Source organism: Cellulosimicrobium sp. G4 BAM 1002 (assembly GCF_057126935.1).
In genome coordinates this window covers 2,634,190-2,659,107 of the sequence record NZ_CP182109.1, presented here as the reverse complement: position 1 = coordinate 2,659,107, position 24,918 = coordinate 2,634,190, and the positions used below count along the sequence as shown (strand labels likewise).

The following is a 24,918-nucleotide window of genomic DNA, read 5'->3' as shown; positions in this document are numbered from 1 at the left end:
CCCGTTCGCCGGTACCTCCCACGGCGCGTGCCGCCGTCGTACCGTCGAGGGCATGGACCTGAAGGTGGAGACCCGCGAGTTCCTCGCGTCGCGCCGCGCCCGCATCACCCCGGACAAGGCCGGGCTGCCTGCGTACGGGGGCAACCGGCGCGTGCCCGGGCTGCGGCGCGAGGAGGTCGCGATGCTCGCCGGCGTGAGCGTCGACTACTACACGCGCCTCGAGCGGGGGAACCTCGGGGGCGTCTCGGAGGAGATCCTCGAGGCGCTGTCCGACGCGCTGCAGCTCGACGAGGCCGAGCGGGGGCACCTGTTCGACCTCGCGCGAGCGGCGAACCAGTCCGGGGCGGCGCGCTCCCGCGCCCGGCGCACCCCGGCTCCGGTCCTGCGCCCGGTGATCCAACGGGTCCTCGACTCCCTGGAGGGTGCGCCCGCGTTCGTGCGCAACGGCCGTCTCGACGTGCTCGGCGCGAACGTGCTCGGCCGGGCCCTGTACTCCCCGCTCTACGACTCGCCCGAGCGGGTCGCGAACAAGCCGGTCAACTCCGCCCGGTTCCAGTTCCTCGACCCCGACGCCGCGCGGGCGTTCTGGGGGGACAAGGCGCCCCGCATGGCGCACGACGCCGTCGCGATCCTGCGGGCCGAGGCCGGCAGGAACCCGTACGACAAGGCGCTCACGGCCCTCGTCGGCGAGCTGTCGACCCGCAGCGAGGACTTCCGCCGCATGTGGGCCTCCCACGACGTGCGCTACCACCGCACCGGCACCAAGGTCTTCCACCACCCGGTCGTCGGCACGCTCGAGCTCGACTACGAGGCGCTCGCGCTGCCCGCGGACCCGGGGCTGCAGCTCAACGTCTACACCGCCGTCCCCGGGTCGCCGTCGGACGACGGCCTCAAGCTGCTCGCCTCCTGGGCGGCGACCGCGCACGACGAGGCGGACGCGTTCGGGGCGTCGCCGGACGCGTACGACGGGCCGGCTCACGGAGAAGGACTGGCGTGAGCCGCCTCCCGGGCGAGGAGTGCGGTCGCGGCCTCGACGACCTCGTCGACCGTGAGCCGGGCCAGCGCCGGGTCCACCTCCGTGGCGTGGGGGTCGCCCTGGTGACGGCCGCCCAGGTGGGCGCCGCGCCAGAGCGCGACGTGCAGCTCCGGGTCGAGCGCGGGGCCCCACAGCGCGGGCGGCGTCGGGCCGAACAGCACGACGGACGGCGTCGTGAACGCGGTGGCGAGGTGTGCGACGCCCGTGTCCCCGCACACGAGGAGCCGAGCGGTGGCGACGACGTCGGCGAGCGCCGGCAGGTCGAGCGTGCCCGAGGCGTCGGTCACGGACCCCGCTGTCGGCGGGTCGGCGAGCTTTCCGTGGTCGGCTGCGGCAGGCGTCGCGGCGGCGTCCGCGGCCACCCGCGCGCACAGGTCCGTCTCGTCCGGCCCGCCGGTGAGGACGACGTCGTGCCCGGCGCCGACGAGCGAGCGCACGACGGCCGCGAAGCGCTCGCGAGGCCAGCGGCGGGACCCGGAGGCCGCGCCGGGGTGGACGACGACGTGCCGGCCGCGTGACGACGGCGGGTCCATCCGGAGGTCTTCCCGTGAGCACGGACCGCCCGCAGCCGTCACGAGCCGGCACCACCGGTCGACCTCGTGCTCGTCGGCGTCCCACGCCGGCCCGTCGACGCCTGCGGCGGGCGACGCGAACGCGACGATCCGCTCGGGCGCGGTGTCGAGGAGCAGCCGGTGGCTCTCGGGTCCGCTGCCGTGCAGGTTCACGGCGACGTGCCCGGCGGGCGGGCCGCCCGTGACGACCCGCGCCTCCTCGGCCCACGACAGCGGCGCCAGCCCGTTCGTCGGCAGGACGCCGTCCACGAGGCCGAGGTCCCGGAGCCAGCCGCCCACCTCCTCGGGCGCCGCGAGCACGACCCGTCGACCCGGCCACGCCCGGCGCACGCCGCGCAGCGCCGGGACGGCCGTCAGCGCGTCGCCGAGGCCGAGGGCCCGCAGGACGAGGACGGTGCCCTCGTCCTGACCGGCGACACCGGGGAGGTCGGCAGCGGGGTCCGTCGCGCCACCCGTCACGGCCACGACGTCTCGCCGGAGGACATGACGAGCATCTCGCGGATCTCGCAGCCCACGGGCTGACGCAGCGCGGTGACCACCGCGGCCGCGGTCGCACGCGGGTCGTTGAGGTCGGCGTCCGGACCGGGACGGTACTGCTCGGTCCGGCCGTCGAAGAACGCCGTGCGCATGCCGCCGGGGACGAGGCACGTCACGCCCACGCGCCCGGCGAGCTCGGCGGCCAGCGCCTGGGAGAACCCGCGCACCGCGAACTTCGACGCGCAGTAGGCGGTGGCGTCGGACACGCCCTTGAGGCCGAGGGTCGACGCGACGGTCACGACCGTCCCGCGGCGCTCCTCGAGGTGCGGCAGCGCGGCGCGCACGACCGCGACCGTGCCGAAGAGGTTGACCCGCACGACGCGCTCCCACGTCTCGACGTCGATCTCGTCGAGACGCCCGCACGCGTCCGTGCCCGCGGCCGTGACGACCGCGTCGGGCGGGCCGACCTCCAGCGCGAGGCGCTCGACGGCCGCCGCGGCCGCCGCCGAGTCGGACAGGTCGACGACGGCGTGCGGGACGCCGTCCGCCGGGGCGACCCGGTCGAGGACGACGGGCTTGCCGCCCGCCGCGGTCACGGCGTCGACGAGCGCGGCGCCCAGCCCGCTCGCGCCGCCGGTGACGTAGACGGTGCCCAGCTCCCGCGGGCGGAGCTCCGACGAGGCGTCGGGGGCGATGGACGGGACGGCCGGGGTCGTCGAGGTCATGGGGTGGTCTCCTCCGTCAGTGTGGGAGCGCCGGGCGCGAACCGTCCGGAGCGTTCGAGGATCGAGGTGGTGGAGCGTCCGTCGACGTAGGGCAGCACGACGACGCGGCCACCGTGGCGGCGCACGAGCTCCGCCTCGGGCAGCGACTCCTCCGTGTAGTCGCCGCCCTTCGCCCAGACGTCCGGCCGGAGCCGGTCCAGGGCCTCTCGCGGGTCGTCCTCGTCGAAGACGACGACGGCGGACACGCAGTCGAGCGCCGCCAGGACGCGGGCGCGGTCGGCCTGCCCGACGACGGGCCGCTCGGGGCCCTTGAGGCGGCGCACGGACGCGTCGCCGTTCAGCAGGACGACCAGGTGGTCGCCAAGCCGTGCTGCCGCCTCGAGCGTCGACACGTGGCCCGCGTGCAGGATGTCGAAGCAGCCGCCCGTCGCGACGACCGTGCCGCCGACCGCGCGCAGCCGCGCACCCACCTCCTCGGGCGTGGCCGAGCGGGGCGCGTCGACGGACCGCGAGGCATCCCTCGACGAGCCCGCCGTCGCCGTGCCGGCCCGCCGGCGGTAGCCCTCGGCGCCGCCGGTCGCGACCCACTCCGACGCCGCCCGCACGGCGCGCACGACCGCATCGAGCAGGTCCGCACCGCGCGCGAGCCCGGCCGCGACGGACGACGCGAACCGGTCGCCCGCGCCGCACGGGTCGCCGGGCACGGCGGTGGCCGGCACGTACGCCGGCTCGCCGGTGGCGCGCGCCACGAACGCCCCGCGGTCGCCCGCCGTGACGCACACGGCCTCGACGTCCCACGCGCGCGCGAGCGCCTGGGCGAGGCCGCCCGGGTCGTCCGGCGGAACGTCCAGCCCGAGGGCCTCGGCGGCGTCGAGCGCCTCGGCGAGGTTGGGCGTGACGAGCGTCGTGCCGGGTACCGGAGCCCCGCCGCGCGGGTGCGGGTCCCACACCACGACGCCGGCCCGCGCCGCGCGCGCGAGGGCGTCGCGCACCGGTCCGGCGTGGGTCGTGCCGGCCCCGTAGTCGGACACGAGCACGACGTCCGCGCCGGCGAGCGCCGCGTCGACGGCACGCCCCGGGACCTCGCCGGGCCGGGCCGGACCGCCGTCGTCCACGCGCACCACGGTCTGGCCGCCCGAGCGGACGCGCGTCTTGCGACGCGTCGTGCCGACCTGGGGCAGGGCGACGACGTCGACGTGGGCCCGCAGCAGCGTCCGCAGCTCGGCGCCCGCGTCGTCGTCCCCGAAGGGCGCGACGAGGCGGACGCGCGCCGCGTCCGCCGCGAGGAGCGCCGTGAGCCCCGCCCCGCCGGGACTGCGCCGCACGCCGAGGGTGTCGACGACCGGCACGGGACCGTCGGGGGAGAAGCGTGTCACCTGGCCGTCGACGTCGCGGTCGAGCAGGACGTCGCCGACGACGACGACGCTCGGCCGGCCGTCCGCCGCGGCGACAGTCGGTTCGGTGCCCGGCTCGGTGCCCGGCGCGGCCGCGCGGTCCGCGGCCTCCCGGTGGCGGACGTGCGCGTCGAGCACGGCGCACAGGGCGTGCACGACCACGAGGTGCAGCTCCTGGACGGACGAGGTCGACGCGCCGCGCAGGGCGAGCACGTCGTCGCACGCCGCGGCGAGCGAGCTGTCCCGCGGGCCGGTGAGCGCCCACGTCGTGATCCCGAGCTCTCGCGCCCGCCGCGCCGCGGCGACGACGTTCTCGCTCTCGCCCGACGTCGACAGCAGCACGAGCACGTCGCCGGGCCGCCCGTGCGCGCTCACCTGCCGCGCGTACATCTCGCCGATCCCGTAGTCGTTGACGATCGCGGTGAGGCTCGACGTCTCCGCGTGGAGGCTGATCGCGGACAACGGCGTGCGCTCGCCGTCGAACCGGCCCACGAGCTCGGCGGTGAGGTGCTGCGCCTCGGCGGCGCTGCCCCCGTTCCCCGCCACCAGCAGGCGCCCGCCGGCGAGGACCGTGTCGGCGAGGCGCTCGCCCCAGGTGTCGAGGCGAGCGGCCTCCGCGACCAGGAGGTCCAGCCCCTGGTGGAGGTCGTCGGCGTGCGCGGTGAGCCAGCGCCGGGCCGCGTCCCGCGGTGCAGCGCTCACGGGGCGCTCACCGCCCGCAGCGAGGCGTGCGCCGCCGCCGGGACGGGCACGCGACGAGCGGCCCGGTCCCCGCGCCGGTGCGCGGCGACGACGCGCTCGTACGACTCGACCGTCCGCGCCGCGACCGTCGACCAGCCGTAGAGGTGCTCGGCCCGGACGCGGGCCGCGGACCCGAGGCGCTCGCCGAGCGCGGGGTCGTCGGCCAGGCGGCGCAGCGCCGCCGCGAGCGCCGCCGGGTCGCGCGGCGGCACGAGCAGCCCGGTCCGCCCGTCGACGACCGAGTCCAGCAGCCCGCCGACGGCGGCTCCGACGACCGGGCGCCCGCACGCCGCGGCCTCGAGCGGCACGATCCCGAACGGCTCGTACCACGGGTCGCACACGACCGCGTCGGCGGCGTGCATGAGGTCGCGCACCTCGTCCTGGGTGACGCTGCCGACGAACCGCACTCGGTCGGACACGCCGGCGGCGTCGGCGACGTCGCGCAGGCGTCGCACCTCCGGGTCGTCGTCGAGCCGGGCGACGGCCGGGCCCCCGGCGACCACGAGCTCGGCGCCCGGCAGCTCCGCCAGCGCCTCGATGACCGTGTCCACGCCCTTGCGCTCCACGAGGCGACCGACCGAGAGCAGGCGCAGCGCGCCCGGCTCGCGGTGGAGGTGCGCGGAGCGGTCCTGGTCGGGCAGGAACCTGCCGATGTCCACGCCGCACGGCACGACGTCGATCCGGTCGCGGTCCGCGCCGAGCGCGACGAGCTCGTCGACCTCGTCCGCGCACGTCGCGACGATCCGGTCGACGGCGCGGCACAGCAGGCGCTCGCGGGCCACGCGCTCGGCGGGGCTCGTGTCGTGCGCGCCCTGGTGGCGCCGCTTGACCGAACCCAGCGCGTGGAACGTCTGCACGAGCGGGACGCCGACCAGCGGCGCCGAGAGGAGACCGGCGATGCCGGACATCCAGAAGTGCGCGTGCACGACGTCGGGGCGCGGGCCGGGCTCGACCCACCGGCGCAGCAGGTCCGCACCGAACGCGTCCATGTGCGGGAGCAGGTCGTCCTTCGGCACCGGGACCGGCGGTCCCGCGTCGACGTGCACGACGGTGACCCCGCGCGCGAGCGGGACCCGTTCGGGCAGGGAGGCGTCGTCGCGCCGCGTGAACACCTCCACCCGGTGGCCCTGGGCGCCGAGCCGGGTCGCGAGCGACGCGACGTGCACGTTCTGCCCGCCGGCGTCGACGCCGCCGAGCGCGGCGAGAGGGCTGGCGTGCTCGGAGATCATCGCGATCTTCATGAGGTCACCTCCGTCAGGACCGAGTCCCAGCGCCGCAGGAACGCGGCGTGGGAGTAGTGCTCGAGGACGTGGGCGCGCGCGGCGCGGCCGCGCTCGCGCGCCTCGTCGGGTTCGGCGAGCCAGCGTCGCGCGGTGGCGACGAGCTCGTCGGGGCGGGAGCTGAGCGTCCCCGCGGCCGGGGGCACGGCGACGGGTGCCTCCGTGGTGGGGAGCGCGAGGACCGGCATGCCGAGGGCCATCGCCTCCAGCAGGGACAGCCCGAGGCTCGTCCATCGGTAGGGGTGCAGGTAGGCGCGCGACGCCGCGAGGCGCGCGTGCATCGCGGCCTGCGGGACGTCGTCGTGCAGGCCGTGCGGCAGGCGGTGCGCGAGGGCGTCCGGCCCGGAGGGCCCCGCCAGGTGCTCGACCAGCTTGCCGACGCCCATGCCGTAGACGTCGAGCGGGACGTGCCGGCCCACCGCGACGAGCACGTCCGTCCCCGCGACGCGCCAGCGTCGCACCGGCTCGTTGACCACGACGCCCACGCTCGCGCGCTCGCCGGTGTACAGGTGCCCGGGGTCGGGGACGCCGTGGTCGACGACGACCGTCCGCGCGTCGCCCGCGTCCCACATGAGCGCGTTGAACGCGGTGACGTGGACGATCGGCACGAGCCCCTCCTCGACGACGTCGAGGTCGGCGAGCGGGTGCCGGGTCGAGGCCGCGTGCCCGGTGGGGGCGTTGTGCTCGACGTACACGGCGGGGACGTCGCGACCGGCGACCAGCCCCGTCCAGCGGCGCAGCAGCTCGACCTCCTCGGGGCGCTGCAGCACCACGACGTCGATCTCGTCGCCCGTCGCCAGGTCGGCCAGCTCCGCCGGGGCGACCTCGCGGGCCGACGGCGGCCAGTCCCACGTCCGGGCGCGACCGCGGCCGTCGGGCCCGCGGTCGGGGACGACCGGGACGAGGTACTCGTGGTCGCCGGCGACGAACGTCGTCGCCCACGAACCGTGCACGTGCCAGACGAGGATCCTCACGGTGTCACCTCCAGGGTGCTGGCCATGGCGCGCGCCGCGTGCGCAGCGCCGGCGGGCGGCGGACCGGCGAGCCGGGCGACGGCGTCGGCGACGTCGTCGGGGGCCACACCGCCGAGGCAGGGGTGGCCCGGGACCGGACAGGTCCGCGCGCGGGTGCCCCGGCACGCCGCGCCCTGGTCACCGAGCACGACGTTCGGCACGCCCCACGGCGCCCAGCGCTCCGCCGGCACGACGGGCGCGAACAGCGAGACGACGGGCGTGCCGACGGCCGCGGCGAGGTGCGCCGGGCCGGTGTTGCCCACGACGACGCAGCGCGCGCCGTCGAGCACGGCGGCGAGCCCGGCGAGGTCCGTGCGCCCGGACACGTCCCGCGCGCGACCGTCCGCGACGTGCGCCGCGAGAGCGGTCTCGCCCGGTCCGCCCGTGACGACGACCTCCCACCCGCGGTCCGCGAGCGCCGCGACGAGGGCGCGTGCGTGGTCGGGCGCGGGGGCCCGCGCGGGCACCGACGCGCCGGGGTGCACGACGACGTACGGCCCGGCGGGCACGATCGCCGAGACGTCGGGGAGCGGCCCGCGCACGCGCAGGCGCTCGCCGTCGGGCGGCGCGCCGCACCCGGCGGCCCGGACGAGGTCGAGCGCGGCCTCCACCTCGTGGAGCCCGTCGGGCCGGGTGTGGCGCACGTCGAGCAGGGAGCCCGGGTAGTCCTCGCTGACGGCGGCGACGCGCTCGACGCCGGCCATCCGCAGCAGCAGCGCCGCGGGCAGCGGGCTCTGGTGGAACGAGGTGAAGACGACGGCGGCGGCGTAGCGGCGCTCCGTGAGCGTCTCGACGAGGCCGAGCACGTCGGTGCGGTCGACCGCGGGCGGGCGGTAGCCCGACCAGGGCGCGTCGAAGGTGAGCACGTCGCGCACCCCGGGCAGCAGCGCGGCGGCGGCGCGCCCCGCGGGGGAGGCGAGCACGTCGACCCCGCCGCCCCGAGCCGCGGCACCGTGAGCCAGCGCGCGGATCGCCGGCCCGGTGAGCAGCACGTCGCCGTCGCTGTCGAGGCGCACGGCGAGGAGGTCGGCGCTCATGCCGCACGCTCCTCGGCACCGGTGGGCGCGGGCTCCGCAGGGCGCGTGCGTCCGGGCCGGGCGCCGCGGGACGGCAGCCGGTCGTCGAGGGCGCGCACGGCCGCGGCGAGATCGCTCGCGACGCATGGCGCGGCGGCGACCTCCTCGGCGCGCGTGACGGAGGTCGGGACGAGGACGGGGGTCGCGCCCGCCGCGAGCGCCGCGCCCACGTCGGCCCCGATGTCGCCGACGACCGCGCACCGCCACGGTTCCACGCCGAGCGCGTCGGCCGCGGCGAGCACGAGGCCCGGGCCGGGCTTGCGGCACGCGCACGCGTCGTCGGGGGAGTGCGGGCACACCTGCCACGTGTCGAACGGGCCGAGGAGCTCCTCGACGCGCGCGTTCACCGCGTCGACCTGGACGGAGGTGAGCAGGCCGCGCCCGACGCCCGACTGGTTGGACACGACGCCGACGCGCACGCCGCGGGCCCGCAGGCCGTCGAGCACGTCACGCGCGCCGTCGACCGGCCGCACCGCGTCCGGGTCGCCGTTGTACGGCACGTCGTGGACGAGCGTCCCGTCGCGGTCGAACAGCACCGCGGCGAGCGTGGGCGGCCACGGCTCGAGGCCCTCGCGCACGGCGAGGGTGCCCGCGACGCGGTGGCGCACGGCCGCGAAGGGGATCGCGGCGCTCGTCCACGCCATGCGGCGCAGCTCGGGCCCGAACTCGTCGTCGCCCGGCCGCGGGCCCGGGGTCAGGCGCCGCCGGAGGAAGTCCGTGGTGAGCGCGGCCCACGCGGCGGCGCCGAGCGCGGCGACGCGCGGCCGGCGCGCGAGCAGCCCGGCGGCGCCGACCGCCGCGGCCCCCACCGTCGCGACGTGCCACGCCAGGCGCCCTCGGCCGGTCTCGGCGCGCTCGCGCCAGCGCGGCCCGTGCAGGGCCCGCATCGTGGCGTCGTCCCGGGTGCCGGCCTGCACGCGCAGGCTCACCGCGTCGTCGGCCGGACGGACCGGGTGCGTCGTGGTGCGCGTGCCGCGCACCAGGTCCCACCCGGCGTCCCGCACGCGCAGCGCGAGGTCGGCGTCCTCCCGGTACGCGCGCGGGAACCGCTCGTCGAACCCGCCGACCTGCTCGAGCGCGGCGCGCCGGTACGCCATGTCGGCGGTCGCCCATGCGGCGTCCTCGAGACCGGCCGTCCCACGCTCCCAGTCGGTCGGCCGACGGTGCGCCGGCAGCGGCACGTGGAGCCGGCCCTGCACGCCCCCGGTCCGCGGGGCTGCCGACGTCAGGTCGTCGGCGAGCAGGTCCGCCCAGCCGTCGGGGAGCTCGACGTCGTCGTCGAGGAAGACCACCCAGGGCGCGGACGTCGAGTGCCACCCCGCGTTGCGGGCCGCCGCGGGCCCTCGACCGCCGGTCCGGACGACGCGGGCGGCGAGGCGCGCCCCGAGAGGGCCGAGGTCGAGCGCGGGGGGCGTCAGCTCGCTCTCGCCGGGGGTCGTGCGACCGCGGCCCGCCTCCCGGTCCGGGAGGCGACGGTCGTCGGCGACGACGACCTCCACGGGACCGGGTGCCCGGGGCGAGCGCGCCGCCTGCGCCGCGAGCGTCTCGAGCAGGCGGTGCAGCGACGGACGGCCGATCGACGGCACGACGACGGCGAACGCGGTGGCGCCGGGCGGTCCGGCGGTGCGGGCGGGGCTCATGCGCTCTCCTCCTGCAGGCGGGCGAACGCGTCCGGCCGCTGGACGAGGTGCGGCCCGAGGACGAGGGCGTCGACGGGCGCCGAGCCGAACAGCTCGAGCGCGTCGCGGGGGTCGTCGACCATCGGGCGCCCCGCCGTGTTGAGGCTCGTGTTCACCACGACGGGCAGCCCGGTGAGGTCCTTGAACGCGCGGATCGTGGCCTGGAGCCGTGGCGTCGAGTAGTCGACGGTCTGGATCCGCGCCGTGCCGTCGACGTGCACGACGGCGGCGATGCGCTCGCGCCACGCGGGGGCGACGTCGTGGACGAAGAGCATGTACGGGCTGGGGATCGGCCCGCTGGAGAAGATCTCGGCGGCGTCCTCCAGGAGCACCATCGGGGCGACCGGCCGGAACTGCTCGCGCCCCTTGACGTCGTTGAGCCGCTCGAGGTTCTCGACCGGCCCGGGATGTGCCAGGAGCGAGCGGTGGCCGAGCGCGCGCGGGCCGAACTCGGAGCGGCCGTCGAACCACGCCACGACGCCGTCGTCGGCGAGGATCCGGCCGACCTCGCCGGGCAGGTCCGCGGGCGTCGTGAACGGGACCTTGGCCGCCGTGAGCCAGCGCGCGAGCGCGTCGTCGCCCCACTCTCGACCGAGCGCGGCCGAGCCCATCGGCTCGACGGTGTCGCCCGCCTCGGCGGCGAGCTGCAGCGCCGCCCCGAGCGCCGTCCCGGCGTCGCCCGCCGCGGGCTGGACCCACACCTCCTCGAACGGCGACTCGCGCCAGATGCGCGAGTTCGCGACGCAGTTGAGCGCCGTCCCGCCGGCCATCGCGAGCACGCGGTCCCCGGTCTGCCCGTGCAGCCACGTGGCGAGGTCCACGAGCACCTCCTCGAGGCGCGCCTGGACCGACGCCGCGAGGTCGGCGTGCTCGGCGAGGCCGCCGTGCTCGGTGCCCCACGTGCCGTCGTCGGTGCGGGGCGGCGCCCAGCGGGTCCAGTCGGGGACCTCGGCGACGAACCCGCCGTCGTCGGTCGCGTGCAGGACCTCCCGCAGGTCGTCGAGGAACCGCGGCTCGCCGTAGGACGCGAGGGCCATGACCTTGTACTCGTCGCTCGAACGCAGGAACCCGAGGTGCTCGGTGAGCGACTCGTAGACGAGACCCAGCGAGTGCGGCAGCTCCTGGCTCGCGAGCACCTCGAGCCGGCCGTGGTCGTAGCGCCCGGCCAGGTGCGACGAGCGCTCGCCGCGGCCGTCCAGCGAGAGCACGCTCGCGACGGGGAACGGCGAGGCGAGCGCGGCCGAGGCCGCGTGCGCGACCTCGTGGGGGACGAACCGGACCGTCGCGGGGGACAGGCCCGGGAGCGACGCGGCGAGGAACTGCGGGGCGCGCTCCGCGTACTGCACGCGCAGCCAGTCCCACGGGTCCGGCAGGCCCATCTCCTCGGCGGGCTTGGCGAGCGCGGGGTCGAACGAGTAGGCCACCGCGTCGAGGTCCTGCGGGCGCAGGCCGCCCTCCTCGAGGCACCAGGCCATCGCCTTCTCGGGCAGCTCCCACGCGGCGAACGGCACGGGACGCTTGCCGTGCTTGCGCCGGGAGAAGCGTTCCTCCTCCGCGGCGGCGACCACGCGGCCGTCGACGACGAGCGCAGCGGAGGGGTCGTGGAACAGGGCGTTGACGCCGAGGACGCGCATGGGCTGCGAGCCTTCCTCGTTCGGGTCAGGCTCGTGGTGCGGCCCCGAGAAGCGTGGGCCGGTGCCTGACGCGTGCGGGTCGGCTCTGCTGCAACCCGACTTCACCCTCACCCGGAGAAGCGCTTCTCGCACGCCGACGCCGCACCTATGGGTAGTTCTCTTCATGTGATTCCCGGGAGGTCCGCATGACCACGTCCACCGCACCCACGACCCGCCGCCCCGACCCGTCAGCGAGCGTCCCGTCCACGGGAGACCAGACCCGGCGCCTCGAACGGTCCGACCCCACGACGGGCGGCCCCGGGACGGCGGTGGAGTGCGCGAGTGCCTCCGAGGTCGACGTCGCGGTGCGTGCCGCCGCGGCGGCCTGGCCGGCGTGGCGCGCCACCTCGCCGTCGGAGCGTGCGGGGGCCCTGCGCGACGCCGCGCGCGCCGTGCGCGAGGCCGCGGACGAGCTCGGCACGCTGCTGTGCTCGACCACCGGACGCCTCGAGCGCGAGGCGCGTGCCTCCGCGGAGGTGGCCGCCGAGCTGCTCGAGGAGGCGGCGGTCGCGGGCCTCGGCCGGGCGGGCCGGGTGCTCGCCGGAGCTCCCTCCGCGCTCGACGTCGTGCGCCGCGAGCCGCGCGGGGTCGTCGCGGTGATCACGCCCTGGAACGACCCCTACCCGGCCGCGGCGGGGCTCCTCGCCGCGGCGCTCGTGACGGGCAACGTCGTGGTGCACAAGCCGTCCGAGCGCAGCGACGCGCCCGGCGTGCGCCTCGCCGAGCTCGTCGCGAGCGCCCTGCCGCCGGACGTGCTGAGGGTCGTGAGCGGCGACGGGGCCACGGGCGAGGCGGTCGTCGCGCACGAGGACGTCGCGCTCGTCGCGCACGTCGGCTCGACGACCGCCGGGCGCCGGATCGCCGCGGTCGCCGGGGCGCGCGGCGCGAAGGTGCTGCTCGAGAACGGCGGCAAGGACCCGCTCGTCGTGGACGCAGGCGTGGACCCGGCCCTGGCCGCGCGCCAGATCGCGACCGGCGCGTTCACCAACGGCGGGCAGCTGTGCACCGCGGTCGAGCGTGCCTACGTGGTCGAGGAGGTCGCGGACGCCGTCGTCGCGGAGCTCGCGCGCCTCGCGGACGAGCTCGTCGTCGGCGACCCGGCCGACGACGCGACCACGATGGGGCCGCTCGTCGACGAGGACCAGCTCGCCGTCGTCGACGAGCACGTGCGCGCTGCCGTGGCGGCAGGCGCTCGCGTGGCGACCGGCGCGCAGCGGCTCGACCGGCCTGGCTCGTTCTACGCGCCGACGGTGCTCGACCACTGCCCGGACGACGTCCCGCTCCTCACCGAGGAGACGTTCGGGCCTGTCGTGCCCGTGGTGCGCGTGCCAGACTTCGAGGACGGGCTCCGGCGTGCCTCGGCGTCGGCCTACGGGCTCGCGGCGACCGTGCTGACGCCGTCGCTGGACCGCGCGCTGCGCGCGGCGGACGTGCTCGACGTCGGGACGGTCAAGGTCAACGCGGTGTTCGGCGGTGCCCCCGGCGGCTCGGCGGACCCGCGGCGCGGCAGCGGCGGGGGCGCGGGCTACGGGCCCGACCTGCTCGACGAGATGACCGTGCGCAAGGCGATCCACCTCGAAGGGCTGGGGACGTCGTGAACGGCGGCGCGAGCGCGACGCTCACGTTCGGTGGGACGGCCACGACCCTCCTGCGGTTCGGGCGGTTCACCGTGCTCACGGACCCGAACTTCCTGCACAAGGGACAGTGGGCGTACCTCGGCAAGGGCCTCGCCTCCCGGCGGCGCACCGAGCCCGCGCTGAGTGCGACCGACCTGCCGCCGCTCGACGCCGTCGTCCTCTCGCACCTGCACGGCGACCACTTCGACCGCGTGGCGCGGCGCGACCTCACGCGCCAGGTGCCGCTGCTCACGACCCCGTCGGCGGCGCGGCGCCTCGCGCGGCACCACTTCGCCACCCGGGGGATGCCGACCGGGACCGTGGAGACGTTCCGGTCCGGCAGGGAGACGCTCGAGGTCGAGTCGGTGCCCGCGATCCACGCGCGCGGCCTGATGCGCACGCTCCTGCCCGAGGTCATGGGGACCGTCTACACGCACAGGGTCGGAGGCGTGCGGCAGACCCAGGTCTACGTCACGGGCGACACGCTCACCGGCGACCACGTCGACGTCGTCGCGCGGGCGTTCCCGCACCTGGACTCGGTGGTCGCGCACCTCGGCGGGACGCGGATCCTCGGGCGGACCGTGACGATGGACGACGTCCAGGGCGCGGACCTCGTGCGTCGCGTCGGGGTGCCGCTCGTCGTGCCGATCCACCACGACGACTACGGGGTGTTCCGCAGCCCGCTGCGCGACTTCCTGGCGCGCTCGCCCGAGCTGCCCGGGGTCGAGCTGCGTCCCGTCGCGCGGGGGGCGACGGTCGACCTGCGCGTCGACTGAGCCGGCCTGCGGGCGAGGTCCAGGTCTGCCGCCACTTCGGGCTCGACGTCGTAGCAATGATCGCGAACTCGGATCAACTTATGACTTGGCATCGCCGAAAGGCGACCGTATGGTCGGAACAGTGCGGCGCCGGCGACGGTGCCGACCGCCGCACGAGGGCCTCGTCACCGAGGCCCGCAGCCCATCCGGGGTCGACCGATCGGTGGTGATCGTCGAGTGAGCGGTATCGCGTACCGGTGCCGCGCTGCCGAACGGGGGCTCCTGGTTCCTCGATACGCGTCAAGGAGGACGTTGTGCACAGACCATCCACGGGCCGCCGCCGGCTGACCCGAGGTGCTGCCGCGGCACTGTCCGCTGCGGTACTGGTACCACTGATGATCAGCGGGGCGAACGCTCACCCCGGTCACGGAGACGACACCGTCGACCCACCGGCCGCCGCGGAGGAGGCCACCGACTGGAACAGCTACGAGAAGGTCCTGCTCAGCAAGAACACGGGCGAGCCGATCGACCTGGCCGTGCTGCCCGACTCGCGGGTCCTGCACACCGCGCGCAACGGCGTCGTGCGCCTCACGGACTCCGCCACCGGGCGGACCACCCAGGTCGCGCAGCTCGACGTCTACGCCAACTCCGAGGACGGTCTGCAGGGCATCTCCCTCGACCCGAACTTCGAGGAGAACAACTGGGTCTACCTGGTCTACGCGCCCCGGGTGATGGAGGGCACGTCGCCGACCGGGGTCGAGTACCCGGAGACGACGCCGCAGGGGAGCGCGCCGAACTCGCTGCCCGCCGGCGAGGACGAGAGCTACTGGGACCAGTGGCTGGGCTACAACCAGCTCTCCCGCTTCACGTTCGACCCGGAGGCCGGCACGCTCGACCTCGCGAGCGAGCGCGAGATCATCAAGGTCGACGCCCAGCGCGGCCAGTGCTGCCACGTCGGCGCGGACATGGCGTGGGACGCCGAGGGCAACCTGTTCCTGTCCACGGGTGACAACACCCCCGCGAGCACCCCGGGCGCGAACGGCTACACGCCGATCAACAACGCGCCAGGCATGAACCCGGGCTTCGACTCGCGTCGCGGCGCCGGGAGCACGAACGACCTGCGCGGCAAGATCCTGCGGATCAACCCGATCGAGGACCTCGCGGCCGACACCGAGGTCGGACCGGGGAGCACCTACACGATCCCCGCGGGCAACCTCTTCGACGGTGCGGCGCAGCCGGACCTGGTGCGCGAGGAGATCTACGTGATGGGTCTGCGCAACCCGTTCCGCATCGACTACGACCTCGAGTCCGCGTCGCTGTCGTGGGGCGACTACGGCCCCGACGCGGGAGCCGCCCAGGCCGACCGTGGCCCGATGGGGTACGTCGAGTGGCAGCTCACGACCGAGCCGATGAACGGCGGCTGGCCCTACTGCCACGGCCCCAACGCCGCGTACAACGAGTGGGACTACGCGACCGGGACGCCGGGGGGCCAGTTCTTCGACTGCGACGCCGGACCCGAGAACAACTCGACGTGGAACACGGGCCTCGACCAGGTCCCGCCGGTCACCGCGCCGCAGGTCTACTACGGCGACAACCCGGGCGACCAGCCCGAGCTGCTCGACCCGCTGGTCGAGCTCGGCGGCGGCGGCCAGGCCCCGATGGGCGGGCCGATCTACCGCTACGACGAGGCCCTCGAGTCGGACGTCAAGTTCCCCGAGTACTGGGACGGGCACCCCTTCATGGCGGAGTTCTCTCAGGACTACGTGGTCGCGTTCACCCTGGACGAGCTCTCGTCCGACGGTGTCGTCACCCAGGTCGAGGACTTCCTGCCGAACGACCACCTCGAGACGGTCAACCAGCCGATCTGGGACAACGTCATGGACATGGAGTTCGGTCCCGACGGCGCCCTGTACGTGCTGGAGTACGGCGACGGCTTCTTCCGCCAGAACCCTGACGCAGGCCTGTACAAGATCACCTACGGGTCGGACAACAAGACCCCGCGCGCGGCGATCTCCGCCGACCCGGTCTCGAGCAGCACCGCGCCGCTCGAGGTGACGTTCGACGCGTCGGCGACCACCGACGCCGAGACGCCGAACGAGGGGCTCACGTTCGAGTGGGACTTCGACGCCGACGGCGAGTACGACGCCGAGGGCATGACGGTGACGCACACGTTCACCGATCTGGGGCGCTACAACGTCCAGCTGCGCGTCACCGACCCCGAGGGCAACTTCGGCCTCGCGATCGAGCCGATCACCGTCGGCAACACCGCCCCGGTGATCACGCTCGACCAGCCGGACGGTGCCGTCTTCGACTGGGGCGACGCCGTCCCGTACACCGTCACGGTGCAGGACGCCGAGGACGGGAACACCCCGACGTGCCGCAACATCCAGTACACGTTCGGGCTCGGGCACAACACCCACGCCCACCCCGAGGTCAGCGGCCGTGCCGCGGCCACCGAGGCCGGGTGCGGGTTCACCATCCAGACGAGCCCGGACGCGGTCGAGCACGGGGAGGGCGAGAAGATCTACGGCACCCTCGTCGTGACGTACACCGACCAGGCCCAGGGCGAGGTGCCCGCCATCACCGGCGAGGCCACGCACATCCTCAAGCCCTCGGTGCAGCAGGCCGAGTGGTACGACGCGGCCGAGGGCGTCGAGGTCGTGGACGACGCGTCCGCCGGAGCGGGGGCCTACGTGACCTCGCTCGACGCGGGCGACTCGTTCACCTACGCGCCGATCGCCCTGCACCACGCCCCGACCGGTGACGCCATCACCGAGGTCACCGTCCGCGGCAGCGGCGAGGGCACGATCTCCCTGGGCTGGGCGGGCGAGGAGGCCGAGGGCACCGAGCCTCTCGCCGACCTCGCCTTCACCGGTGCGGGCTGGCAGGACGTCACCCAGACGTTCAGCAGCGTGCCGGAGGGCTCGGGCTCGATCGTCGTGACGAGCACGGGCGGGGTCGACGTCGACCAGGTGACCTTCGCCGTCGGCGACGGCACGGGCGAGCCCGTCACCGTCCCGGTGGACCAGGTATCCATCCAGATGTTCTCCCTCATCCCGTGGGTGAACGAGGTCGGCCTCCCGGCCGTGCTCGAGCGCCTGTCCGAGATCGGGTTCAAGAACATCGAGCCGTTCGGCGGGAACTTCGCGGGCTACACGGCCGAGGAGTTCCGTGCGCTGGTCGACTCGTACGGCCTGAGCGTGAAGTCGTCCCACTACAACGTGGACGAGGGCACGTTCGACGACACGCTGGACTTCGTCACGACGGTGGGCCAGGAGTACGTGGGCTCGGGCGGCTTCCCCGCACCGGGGATCGGCACCTACGAGAACACGCTGGCCACGGCAGAGGCGATGAACCGGCTCGGTCAGCGCACCGTGGAGGCCGGGCTGGAGAAGTTCTTCGGTCACAACCACGACCAGGAGTTCCGCACGACGTACGAGCACGAGGGCGAGACGCTCTCGGCCTGGGAGATCCTGGTCCGCGAGACGAACCCCGAGTACGTGACGTTCCAGCTCGACGTGGCGTGGGCCGCGCACGCGGGCGTCGACGTCCCGGCGCTCATCGAGGAGTACGGCGACCGGATCGAGCTGCTGCACGTCAAGGACGCCACCGGCCTCAACGCCGGCGGTCGCCCGACGTTCACCAACCTCGGCGACGGCGACGTGCCGCTGCAGGAGATCCTGAGCGCCGCGCAGGAGGCCGGCGTCGTGTACTACGTCATGGAGTACGACGTGGCACCCGACGGCGAGGACTTCGCGACGACCGGGTTCGAGTACCTCACCGGCCTCCCGGCCGGCGACAACGAGCGGACGGTCGCGGTGACCGCGCAGGCGAGGTGCCTCGCGGGCAACGCCTACGTCGCGGTCCGGGCGCTCAACGACGAGGACGTCCCGCTCACGATCACGATCGAGACGCCCTACGGCAGCAGGACGTTCGAGAACGTCGCACCGGGCAAGAACGCCTACCAGTCGTTCAACGCGCGGGCCGACGCGGTCGAGGCCGGCACGACGAGCGTCTCCGCGACGGACGCCGAAGGGGGGACGGGCACGGTCACGACCGAGTTCGACGCACTGTCGTGCGACTGACCGGCCGTGCTGACACCGCGCTGACACCGCGCTGACGCACCGGGTGAGGCGGACGTCCGACGCCGCCTCACCCGGTGCCGGCACAGTCGAGGGCCCGGGTGACGTACCACGTCACCCGGGCCCTCGTGCGGTCGGGCCTCAGCCCTCCTTGACCTGGCCGCGGACGTCGGCCGCAGCCTCCTTGCCGTGCTGCCCGACGGACTGCGCGGCGTCCTTCGCGGAGTCCGCGACGGCCTGGGCGCTCTCCTTCGCCGGCTCCTTGAGGTCCTCGACCATCTCGGTGGCCGTCGACCGGACGTCGTCGACGAGCGGTGCCGCCTTCTCCTTGACGGTCGAGGCGGCGCGCTGCTCGGTGCGGCTCGCCGGGATGAGCGACGCGGCGACGAGGCCGAGGCCGAAGGCCACGAGGCCCACGGCGAGCGGGTTGCCCTGCGTCTGCTCCCGGACCGCGCGGGGCGCGGAGCGTGCGGTGTCGGCGACCGACGACGCGGCCCCGCGGGCCGAGTCCGCGACCGACGACGCGGCGTCGCGGCTCCGGTCGGCCAGGTCGTGCGTGGTGTCGCGCGCCGATCCCGCCGTGTCGTGGGCGGTGCCCATCACCCGGTCCTTGACGGTGGTGACGCCCGACTTCACGCGGTCCACCTGACGCCGCGCGACGTTGCCAGGGCTCACCTTGTCGCCGAGCGCGTCGACGTCGCGGCTGAGCTCGGTCCGCGTGCGCTCGATGTCGGCGCGGATCTCCTCGGGGTCGCTCGTGCTCATGAGTTCTTCTCCTCGTGTCCTCGGACGGCGTTGGGGATCTTCTTGATCGTGTCGGTCGTCTCGGGCATCCCCTCGACGGTCTTCAGCTGCTTGCGACCGACCGCGGCCAGCACCGCCGCCACGACGGCCCACAGGACCGCGACGACGAGTGCCGACCAGCCACGTCCCATGACGGCGCCGAGCGCCCACCACAGGGCCACGGACAGGAACAGCAGCACCATGTGCCCGGCGACGCCCGCACCGGCGAGCATGCCGGCGCCCTTCCCGGCGCGCTGCGCCGACTGCTTGGCCTCGGCCTTGGCGAGCTCCACCTCCTGGCGCATCAGCGTCGAGAGGTCGCGGCTCACCTCCGCCACGAGCTCGCCGACGCTCTGCTGCTCGGCGGGGCGGACGGGCTCCGTGCCCGGCACCGGCCCGGTGCCGAGGTCCGGCCCGCTCGCGGCGGCGTGCCGCGAGGTGTTCGCCGCGGCGAACGGGTCAGGTGCGCTCGACATCGGCCTCACCCCCGGTGGTGCTCGAACCCGTGCCGCCGGACGGGGTGGGGGGCGGGAAGGTCGGCGGGGTCGTGCCCCCGGTGGAGTACGTGCTCGCGTCGTCCGCGAGCGGGTCGTCCCCGGTGTACGCGCCCGTGCGCCCGGCGAGCGGGTCCCCGCTCGCCACACCGCCCGTCGTCCCCGTGACGCCGGCCCCCGCGCCCGAGGAGTAGCCGGTCCCGGTGGTCCCGGCCGTGGAGTAGCCCGTGGTGCCGGAGCCGGTCGTGCCGTACCCGGTGGTGCCGTACCCCGTGGTGCCGTACCCCGTGGTGCCGTACTGCGTGGACGTGCCCGTGCTGCCGTAGCCGGCGGCCGCGCCGCCGGTCGAGGACGTGGCACCGGAGTCGTCGTCGGACCCTGCGTCCTTCATGCCCCGCAGGAGGCGGCCGACGAGCAGCCCCGCACCCGCGGCGATCAGGACGAACGTGCCGGGCCGGCGCCGGGCGAAGTTCTCGACCTCACGCAGGACCGCTGCGGGCTCGCGGTCCTCGAACCACTGCGCCACCTGCCCGGTGGCGTCGCCGGCCCGCTGCACGAGGTCGCTCGCGTAACCGGGGTCCTGAGTGCCGCTCGCCATCTGCTTCATCTCGTCGCCGAGCGTCCGCAGGCCCTCCGCGAGGCGCTGCTGCTGCGTGCCCGCCTGCGAGCTCAACCCGGTGCGCGCCTGGTCGACGAGACCGCGCGCCTGGTCCTTCGCCTCGTGCGCGACGTCGCGCGCCTTCTCCTTCGCGTCGCCCGCGACCTCGCGTCCCGCGTCGCCTGCGTGCGACGCCGCGTCGCTCACCCGGTCCTTGACCCCGGTCGCGTGCTTGCCCCCGGTGCTCTTGTCGTCGTCCGGCGTCGTGGATCCCGGAGAACCGGGCCCGCTGCCGTAGGGAACCTGCGTCTCGCTCATGGTCGGACTCCTGTCGTCGTCCTCGCCCGTGGTCGGGCGCTGGCGCTGACGGCGGAGCACGAGACCGCTGCGGTGCTCGTGCGCCACCGGTGACGGCCTCTTGCTGGACCTGTCCTCACACGGTAGAGCCGTCGCACGCGCTCACAACTGGGCGGGCAGGCGCGGCTCGTCATGGGTCTCCGCGGTGATCCGGGTTGCGAGCGACGCGGGGCTTGCGACGGTGGTGGTGGTCCAGCAGGAGGCCGTCGCACGCGCCGGGCGCGGCCCGGCACCACGACCGCGTACCGACCTCGGTGCGCCGGAGGAGCAGATCATGGCCACAGGAGAGACCGGGTTCGACGACGTCACGTTCGACCTCATCTCGGTGCAGTACCACTCGCTCAAGGCCGGGCACGACTACGGCCAGTACGTCCGCGACGCCCGCAACGCGGGCAAGGAGGAGATCGCCACCTTCTTCGAGAAGGTCATGGCGGAGGACTCCGAGCGGGCGCAGCAGTGCCACCGCTTCCTCGCGGACCTCACGCAGCACGGCACGTCGGCGACGTCACCGCAGGGTTCCCAGCAGGGCTGAGCACCACGAGCCGTCCGGCTCACGAGCCGGTTCGGCTCGCGAGTCGGGCGGTCCGTGGCCAGCATGGCGGTGGTGTCGAGCAGGGGCGCCGTGCAGCGCGAGTCCCAGGAGTGCCGATGACGTCCACCGCCGTGCCCGCCGAGCGACGCCTTCCCGGCGACGGAGCCCCACCGGCCGCGAGTCGCCTCCCGCGGCCCGCGCCACGTGGTCCGGTGAGCGAGGCCCTGCTCGCCGCGCTCACGTCCGGACCGCCGGCAGGCGACGCCGGCGAGCGCGTGCGGCCCGTCCGCGAGGCCACGGCGGCCGCGTCCGGCACGGCGGGTGCGGCCGTCCTGCGGGACGAGGACCTCCAGCTCGCGCTCACGCTGCTCTACGAGCTGCACTACCGCGGCGTCGAGGGTGTCGACGACGACTGGGAGTGGGAGCCCTCGCTGCTCGTCGTCCGCGCCCTGCTCGAGCGCCCGTTCGAGGCCGCGGTGCGCGAGCGGGCGGGGCAGCCCGGCGGCGACGAGACCGACGCGGCCGGCGTGGCCCGGCGGCTGTTCGACCTCGCCGCGGCAGACGACGGCCCGAGCCTGTCCCGCTACGTCGCCAAGCGGGCCGACGCGGAGCAGGCGCGCGAGCTGCTCGTGCTCAAGTCCCTGTACCAGCTCAAGGAGGCCGACCCGCACACGTGGGCCGTCCCGCGCCTCGCGGGCGCCCCCAAGGCGGCGCTCGTCGAGATCCAGGCGGACGAGTACGGCGGCGGGCGCCCCGGACGGATGCACGCCGAGCTGTTCGCCCGGTCGATGCGCGGCGTCGGGCTCGACGACACCTACGGGCACTACGTCGACGCCGTGCCCGCGGTCGTGCTCGCCGCGCTCAACACCATGTCGCTGTTCGGGCTCCACCGACGCCTGCGCGGCGCGATCGTCGGCCACCTCGCGGCCTTCGAGATGACGTCGTCCGTCCCCAGCCGGCTCTACGGGAACGGCTTCCGCCGGCTCGGGCACGACGAGAGCACCACGTGGTACTTCGACGAGCACGTCGAGGCCGACGCCGTCCACGAGCAGATCGCCGCGCGCGACCTCGCCGGTCGCCTCGTCGAGCAGGAGCCCGGGCTGCGCGACGACGTCCTCCTGGGCGCTGCGGCGTGCCTCGCGGTGGAGGGGGACGTGGCCGCGTACGCGCTCGAGCGCTGGCAGCGGGGGGAGTCCGCGCTGCGGGTCCCGCTCGTGCCCGCCGACGACGGCGCGTCCGACGCGGCGCGCCACGGCGAGGGGGTCGAGCGGCCGCGTGGATGACGTCGTGTACGTGCTGCCCCTGCGGCGCGAGCAGGTCGACGAACGCGGGACGCCCGAGCTCGCCGCCTACCTGCGCGGGCTCTCCGCACACGTCGCGGTCGTCGTCGCCGACGGTTCCCCGGCACCGGTCGCGGCCCGGCACGCCGTGGCGTGGGGAGACGCCGCACGGACGGTTCGGGTCCCCCCGCCGCCGCCGGGGCACAACGGCAAGGTCGTCGGTGTGCTCGCGGCGCTCGCCGCGACCGCCGAGCGCCGTGTCGTGGTCGCCGACGACGACGTCCGGTGGGACGTCCCGACCCTCGGCCGGGCGCTCGCGGCGCTCGACGGCGCGGACGCAGTCGTCCCGCAGAACGTGCTCGCCCCGGCGCCGTGGCACGCCCGCTGGGACACGGCCCGCACGCTCGTGAACCGCGCGCTCGGCCACGACTACGCGGGGACCGTCGTGCTGCGGCGCGACGCCCTGGGACCCGAGGGCTACGACGCCCGGGTGCTCTTCGAGAACCTCGAGCTCGAGCGGACGGTCCGGGCGCGCGGCGGGACCGTGGTCCATCGCGCCGACCTCGTCGTCCCACGGCGGCCGCCCGACGTGCGACGGTTCGTCGAGCAGCGCGTGCGCCAGGCGTACGACTCCTTCGCGCAGCCGGCGCGGCTCGCCGTCGAGCTCGCGCTCGCGCCCGCGCTGCTCTCGTGCGTGGCGGGGGTCGCCCGGGCGCGAGGCCCGGCCCGGGCCGCGTGGAGCGGGGCGACCGCCGCGCTGCTGCTCGCCGCGGTCGGGCTCGCGGAGGCCGGGCGCCGTCGGGCCGGGGGAGCGGCGGTGTTCCCGTCGACCGCCGCGCTCTGGGCGCCGGCGTGGGTCGTGGAGCGCGCGCTGTGCGTGTGGGTCGCGCTGGGGTGGCGGCTGCGGGGCGGGGTGCCGTACGGCGGCACGCGCCTGCGGCGGGCCGCGCACCCCCCGCGAGAGCTGCGTCGCGCGTGCGAGGGAGGTGCCCGATGACCGACCCGGGGAGCGTGCCGCGGGAGGCACCCGGCGACGAGGTCACCGTGACGGCGTGCCCGGACGGACCGCTGCTCGTGCGCGGTCCGGCCCGCCTGGTCGACGACGCGGGCCGCGAGATCGAGCGCCACCGGGCCACGGTCGCCCTGTGCCGGTGCGGCGGCACGGCGATCCCGCCGTGGTGCGACGGCACGCACAAGGTCAACGGCTACCGCAGCGGCGAGGGGGGCGGCGTGCGGGGCACGGCGAGCGACTCCGGGACCGGGGCGTAGAACCACCCGTGGAACGCGGCGCGCGCCGGCTGGGGCAGCACGCGCGCGATCGCGAGCATGGCCTTGCCCTCGATGCCCGTCACGGCCTCGGGACGTCCCGCCTCGAGGGCGTCGACGGCGTGCCGCGCCACGGTCCGTGCGGACGGCTTGGGCAGTCGGCCCACGTGGGTCCGCTCCATCCCGGCCTCCCGGAAGAACGGCGTCCGGGTCGGGCCGGGCAGCAGCGCGGTCACCGTCACTCCCGTGCCGGCGAGCTCGCCGCGCAACGACCACGCGAACGAGCGCAGGAACGCCTTCGAGGCGGCGTACGTCGCGAAGTGGGGGGCGGGCATCTCTCCGGCGACCGAGGAGGTCACGAGCACGCGGCCCCGCCCCTCGGCCAGCAGGTCGGGCAGGAGGAGGTGGAGCAGGTGCACCACCGAGCGCACGTCGAGGTCCACGAGCCGCAGCTGGTCCTCCAGAGGGGTGCGGACCAGGGCGCCGTGGACGCCCACGCCCGCGTTGAGGACCACGGTCGAGACACCGAGCTCGCGCGCCCGCCGGGCGGTCGCCTCGACGCCGCCCGGCCTCGCGAGGTCGACCGTCAGCCCGTCGTGCGCCCCGCCGTCGACGGCGAGCTCGCGGACCGTGTCGTCCACGCCCCGGTCCGCGACCACGAGGACGTCGTGACCCCGGCGGGCGAGCTCGCTGGCGAGCGCGCGTCCGATGCCGCTCGTGGCACCCGTCACGAGAGCCGCCGACCGGTCGGCCGGGGGCCGGCCGGGCCGGTGCGCGGTCACAGGACGTCCGGAGCGTCGTCGTCGCCGAGCGCGACCTCTGCCGGCGGCTCGCGCAGCGCCTGCGCGAGGTGGCCCCCGAGGTAGGCGCTCGCCCCCGCGACGGCGTAGCCCAGCATCGACACCGCGATGCCGGACCGCCGCCGGCCCCTGCGACGCAGGAGCCAGGAGACCCCGTAGAGCGCCGTGACGCCCGAGTTGAGCGCTGCGTGGACCGCCCCGACGCGCCGGGCACGGCGGTCGACGTCGAGATAGTCCGCGAGCCCGGTCAGGGCCGTGGGCGGGACCGCGAGGACGCCGAGCCCCACGAGGCGCTGCGCCGCGGGTGCGCTGCGCTCGCCGCCGACGAGGTCGAGCACGGCCGCGCTCGTCCAGAGCCCGACGGGGACGTCCGTGAGCGTCGCGTGGAGGGCGTGGCCGAGCGAGCGGCCGTGCAGCTCCTCGCGGAGCCGGCCGTGCGCGGGGACGACGGCGAGCGCGACGCCCCGGACGGCGCTCGAGAGGTCGTCGAGGGACGACGAGCCCTCGAGCCGCCGGGCGAGCCGGAGGAGGACGGGGGTCTCGGTGTCGTCGGTGACGGGACGGGGGCCGGTGTCGGTCATGGACGCTCCTCGGTCGTGGCTGCTCCCACTGCTCGAAGCCGCAGGACGACCGTAGGCACGATCGGGGCGGCTCGCCACGAGATGCCGGTGTGCCTCCCCAGATGCGAC

Annotated in this window: 21 protein-coding genes; 8 read left to right on the top strand and 13 right to left on the bottom strand. The window is 75.7% G+C overall.

The genetic code is table 11. The features are described 5' to 3' along the window. The first annotated feature begins 52 nt into the window (after positions 1-52). Positions 53-997: a helix-turn-helix transcriptional regulator gene (locus tag ACMXGY_RS12035; RefSeq protein ID WP_483773229.1), complete on the top strand. Its 945-nt coding sequence runs from the start codon at positions 53-55 to the stop codon at positions 995-997. On the opposite strand, the gene ACMXGY_RS12030 is transcribed toward ACMXGY_RS12035, so the two are convergent. The 8 genes from ACMXGY_RS12030 to ACMXGY_RS11995 are packed head-to-tail and all read right to left on the bottom strand — an operon-like array spanning position 976 to position 11,627. After that, positions 976-2,073, bottom strand: a complete 1,098-nt coding sequence (locus tag ACMXGY_RS12030; protein ID WP_483773228.1) for a glycosyltransferase family 9 protein — start codon at positions 2,071-2,073, stop codon at positions 976-978. The two genes, ACMXGY_RS12035 and ACMXGY_RS12030, sit on opposite strands and share 22 nt — an antisense overlap. After that, the gene (locus ACMXGY_RS12025; RefSeq protein WP_483773227.1) at positions 2,064-2,810 is read right to left on the bottom strand and encodes an SDR family oxidoreductase; all 747 of its coding nucleotides are present in this window, start codon (positions 2,808-2,810) and stop codon (positions 2,064-2,066) included. Before ACMXGY_RS12025 ends, ACMXGY_RS12030 begins: the two co-directional genes overlap by 10 nt. Then, on the bottom strand, positions 2,807-4,906 hold the full coding sequence (locus ACMXGY_RS12020; protein ID WP_483773226.1) for a PfkB family carbohydrate kinase: 2,100 nt from the start codon (positions 4,904-4,906) through the stop codon (positions 2,807-2,809). The genes ACMXGY_RS12025 and ACMXGY_RS12020 overlap by 4 nt, the downstream gene beginning before the upstream one ends. Then, the gene (locus ACMXGY_RS12015; protein ID WP_483773225.1) at positions 4,903-6,186 is read right to left on the bottom strand and encodes a glycosyltransferase; all 1,284 of its coding nucleotides are present in this window, start codon (positions 6,184-6,186) and stop codon (positions 4,903-4,905) included. Before ACMXGY_RS12015 ends, ACMXGY_RS12020 begins: the two co-directional genes overlap by 4 nt. Further along, positions 6,183-7,199 (bottom strand): glycosyltransferase, encoded by a 1,017-nt coding sequence (locus ACMXGY_RS12010; RefSeq protein WP_483773224.1) that lies wholly within the window; start codon positions 7,197-7,199, stop codon positions 6,183-6,185. The genes ACMXGY_RS12015 and ACMXGY_RS12010 overlap by 4 nt, the downstream gene beginning before the upstream one ends. Further along, complete coding sequence (locus tag ACMXGY_RS12005; protein ID WP_483773223.1) at positions 7,196-8,275, bottom strand: glycosyltransferase family 9 protein; 1,080 nt, start codon at positions 8,273-8,275, stop codon at positions 7,196-7,198. The genes ACMXGY_RS12010 and ACMXGY_RS12005 overlap by 4 nt, the downstream gene beginning before the upstream one ends. Beyond that, complete coding sequence (locus tag ACMXGY_RS12000) at positions 8,272-9,954, bottom strand: HAD-IIIA family hydrolase (RefSeq protein WP_483773222.1); 1,683 nt, start codon at positions 9,952-9,954, stop codon at positions 8,272-8,274. The genes ACMXGY_RS12005 and ACMXGY_RS12000 overlap by 4 nt, the downstream gene beginning before the upstream one ends. Beyond that, entirely contained in the window at positions 9,951-11,627 is a 1,677-nt protein-coding gene (locus ACMXGY_RS11995; RefSeq protein ID WP_483773221.1) for a carbamoyltransferase family protein, read from the bottom strand. The genes ACMXGY_RS12000 and ACMXGY_RS11995 overlap by 4 nt, the downstream gene beginning before the upstream one ends. A 185-nt stretch (positions 11,628-11,812) precedes the next feature. On the opposite strand from ACMXGY_RS11995, the gene ACMXGY_RS11990 reads away from it, so the two are divergent. The 3 genes from ACMXGY_RS11990 to ACMXGY_RS11980 all read left to right on the top strand — a co-directional run bounded on the left by ACMXGY_RS11990 (position 11,813) and on the right by ACMXGY_RS11980 (position 18,122). Beyond that, positions 11,813-13,264, top strand: coding sequence for an aldehyde dehydrogenase family protein (locus tag ACMXGY_RS11990; protein ID WP_483773220.1), 1,452 nt, complete (start codon positions 11,813-11,815; stop codon positions 13,262-13,264). Continuing rightward, a complete protein-coding gene (locus tag ACMXGY_RS11985; protein WP_483773219.1) occupies positions 13,261-14,058 on the top strand; it encodes an MBL fold metallo-hydrolase in 798 nt (265 codons plus the stop codon). The genes ACMXGY_RS11990 and ACMXGY_RS11985 overlap by 4 nt, the downstream gene beginning before the upstream one ends. 374 nt (positions 14,059-14,432) lie before the next feature. Next, a complete protein-coding gene (locus tag ACMXGY_RS11980) occupies positions 14,433-18,122 on the top strand; it encodes a PQQ-dependent sugar dehydrogenase (RefSeq protein ID WP_483773218.1) in 3,690 nt (1,229 codons plus the stop codon). A 138-nt stretch (positions 18,123-18,260) separates the two neighbouring features. Here ACMXGY_RS11980 and ACMXGY_RS11975 read toward each other — a convergent pair whose 3' ends face one another. The 3 genes from ACMXGY_RS11975 to ACMXGY_RS11965 are packed head-to-tail and all read right to left on the bottom strand — an operon-like array spanning position 18,261 to position 20,312. Next, a complete protein-coding gene (locus tag ACMXGY_RS11975) occupies positions 18,261-18,884 on the bottom strand; it encodes a DUF3618 domain-containing protein (protein ID WP_483773217.1) in 624 nt (207 codons plus the stop codon). Next, entirely contained in the window at positions 18,881-19,378 is a 498-nt protein-coding gene (locus tag ACMXGY_RS11970; protein ID WP_483773216.1) for a phage holin family protein, read from the bottom strand. The genes ACMXGY_RS11975 and ACMXGY_RS11970 overlap by 4 nt, the downstream gene beginning before the upstream one ends. Continuing rightward, positions 19,362-20,312, bottom strand: a complete 951-nt coding sequence (locus ACMXGY_RS11965) for a hypothetical protein (protein ID WP_483773215.1) — start codon at positions 20,310-20,312, stop codon at positions 19,362-19,364. Before ACMXGY_RS11965 ends, ACMXGY_RS11970 begins: the two co-directional genes overlap by 17 nt. A gap of 313 nt (positions 20,313-20,625) precedes the next feature. On the opposite strand from ACMXGY_RS11965, the gene ACMXGY_RS11960 reads away from it, so the two are divergent. From ACMXGY_RS11960 to ACMXGY_RS11945, 4 genes are all read left to right on the top strand, one after another. Beyond that, on the top strand, positions 20,626-20,883 hold the full coding sequence (locus ACMXGY_RS11960) for an acyl carrier protein (RefSeq protein WP_483773214.1): 258 nt from the start codon (positions 20,626-20,628) through the stop codon (positions 20,881-20,883). Between the two features lie 116 nt (positions 20,884-20,999). Beyond that, a complete protein-coding gene (locus tag ACMXGY_RS11955; RefSeq protein ID WP_483773213.1) occupies positions 21,000-22,166 on the top strand; it encodes an iron-containing redox enzyme family protein in 1,167 nt (388 codons plus the stop codon). After that, positions 22,159-23,160 (top strand): glycosyltransferase family 2 protein, encoded by a 1,002-nt coding sequence (locus tag ACMXGY_RS11950; protein ID WP_483773212.1) that lies wholly within the window; start codon positions 22,159-22,161, stop codon positions 23,158-23,160. Before ACMXGY_RS11955 ends, ACMXGY_RS11950 begins: the two co-directional genes overlap by 8 nt. Next, on the top strand, positions 23,157-23,432 hold the full coding sequence (locus tag ACMXGY_RS11945; RefSeq protein WP_483773211.1) for a CDGSH iron-sulfur domain-containing protein: 276 nt from the start codon (positions 23,157-23,159) through the stop codon (positions 23,430-23,432). Before ACMXGY_RS11950 ends, ACMXGY_RS11945 begins: the two co-directional genes overlap by 4 nt. On the opposite strand, the gene ACMXGY_RS11940 is transcribed toward ACMXGY_RS11945, so the two are convergent. Next, on the bottom strand, positions 23,369-24,211 hold the full coding sequence (locus tag ACMXGY_RS11940) for an SDR family NAD(P)-dependent oxidoreductase (protein WP_483773210.1): 843 nt from the start codon (positions 24,209-24,211) through the stop codon (positions 23,369-23,371). The two genes, ACMXGY_RS11945 and ACMXGY_RS11940, sit on opposite strands and share 64 nt — an antisense overlap. Then, complete coding sequence (locus ACMXGY_RS11935) at positions 24,208-24,810, bottom strand: DUF2231 domain-containing protein (protein WP_483773209.1); 603 nt, start codon at positions 24,808-24,810, stop codon at positions 24,208-24,210. Before ACMXGY_RS11935 ends, ACMXGY_RS11940 begins: the two co-directional genes overlap by 4 nt. Between the last annotated feature and the right edge of the window lie 108 nt (positions 24,811-24,918).

Coding starts and splice junctions, on each gene's coding strand:
- ACMXGY_RS11955 (WP_483773213.1), top strand. CDS start 21,000: ATGACGTCCACCGCCGTGCCCGCCGAGCGACGCCTTCCCGGCGACGGA.
- ACMXGY_RS12015 (WP_483773225.1), bottom strand. CDS start 6,186: ATGAAGATCGCGATGATCTCCGAGCACGCCAGCCCTCTCGCCGCGCTC.
- ACMXGY_RS11970 (WP_483773216.1), bottom strand. CDS start 19,378: ATGTCGAGCGCACCTGACCCGTTCGCCGCGGCGAACACCTCGCGGCAC.
- ACMXGY_RS11980 (WP_483773218.1), top strand. CDS start 14,433: ATGATCAGCGGGGCGAACGCTCACCCCGGTCACGGAGACGACACCGTC.
- ACMXGY_RS12035 (WP_483773229.1), top strand. CDS start 53: ATGGACCTGAAGGTGGAGACCCGCGAGTTCCTCGCGTCGCGCCGCGCC.
- ACMXGY_RS11935 (WP_483773209.1), bottom strand. CDS start 24,810: ATGACCGACACCGGCCCCCGTCCCGTCACCGACGACACCGAGACCCCC.
- ACMXGY_RS11990 (WP_483773220.1), top strand. CDS start 11,813: ATGACCACGTCCACCGCACCCACGACCCGCCGCCCCGACCCGTCAGCG.
- ACMXGY_RS12025 (WP_483773227.1), bottom strand. CDS start 2,810: ATGACCTCGACGACCCCGGCCGTCCCGTCCATCGCCCCCGACGCCTCG.
- ACMXGY_RS11945 (WP_483773211.1), top strand. CDS start 23,157: ATGACCGACCCGGGGAGCGTGCCGCGGGAGGCACCCGGCGACGAGGTC.
- ACMXGY_RS11960 (WP_483773214.1), top strand. CDS start 20,626: ATGGCCACAGGAGAGACCGGGTTCGACGACGTCACGTTCGACCTCATC.
- ACMXGY_RS11965 (WP_483773215.1), bottom strand. CDS start 20,312: ATGAGCGAGACGCAGGTTCCCTACGGCAGCGGGCCCGGTTCTCCGGGA.
- ACMXGY_RS11975 (WP_483773217.1), bottom strand. CDS start 18,884: ATGAGCACGAGCGACCCCGAGGAGATCCGCGCCGACATCGAGCGCACG.
- ACMXGY_RS12000 (WP_483773222.1), bottom strand. CDS start 9,954: ATGAGCCCCGCCCGCACCGCCGGACCGCCCGGCGCCACCGCGTTCGCC.
- ACMXGY_RS11995 (WP_483773221.1), bottom strand. CDS start 11,627: ATGCGCGTCCTCGGCGTCAACGCCCTGTTCCACGACCCCTCCGCTGCG.
- ACMXGY_RS12005 (WP_483773223.1), bottom strand. CDS start 8,275: ATGAGCGCCGACCTCCTCGCCGTGCGCCTCGACAGCGACGGCGACGTG.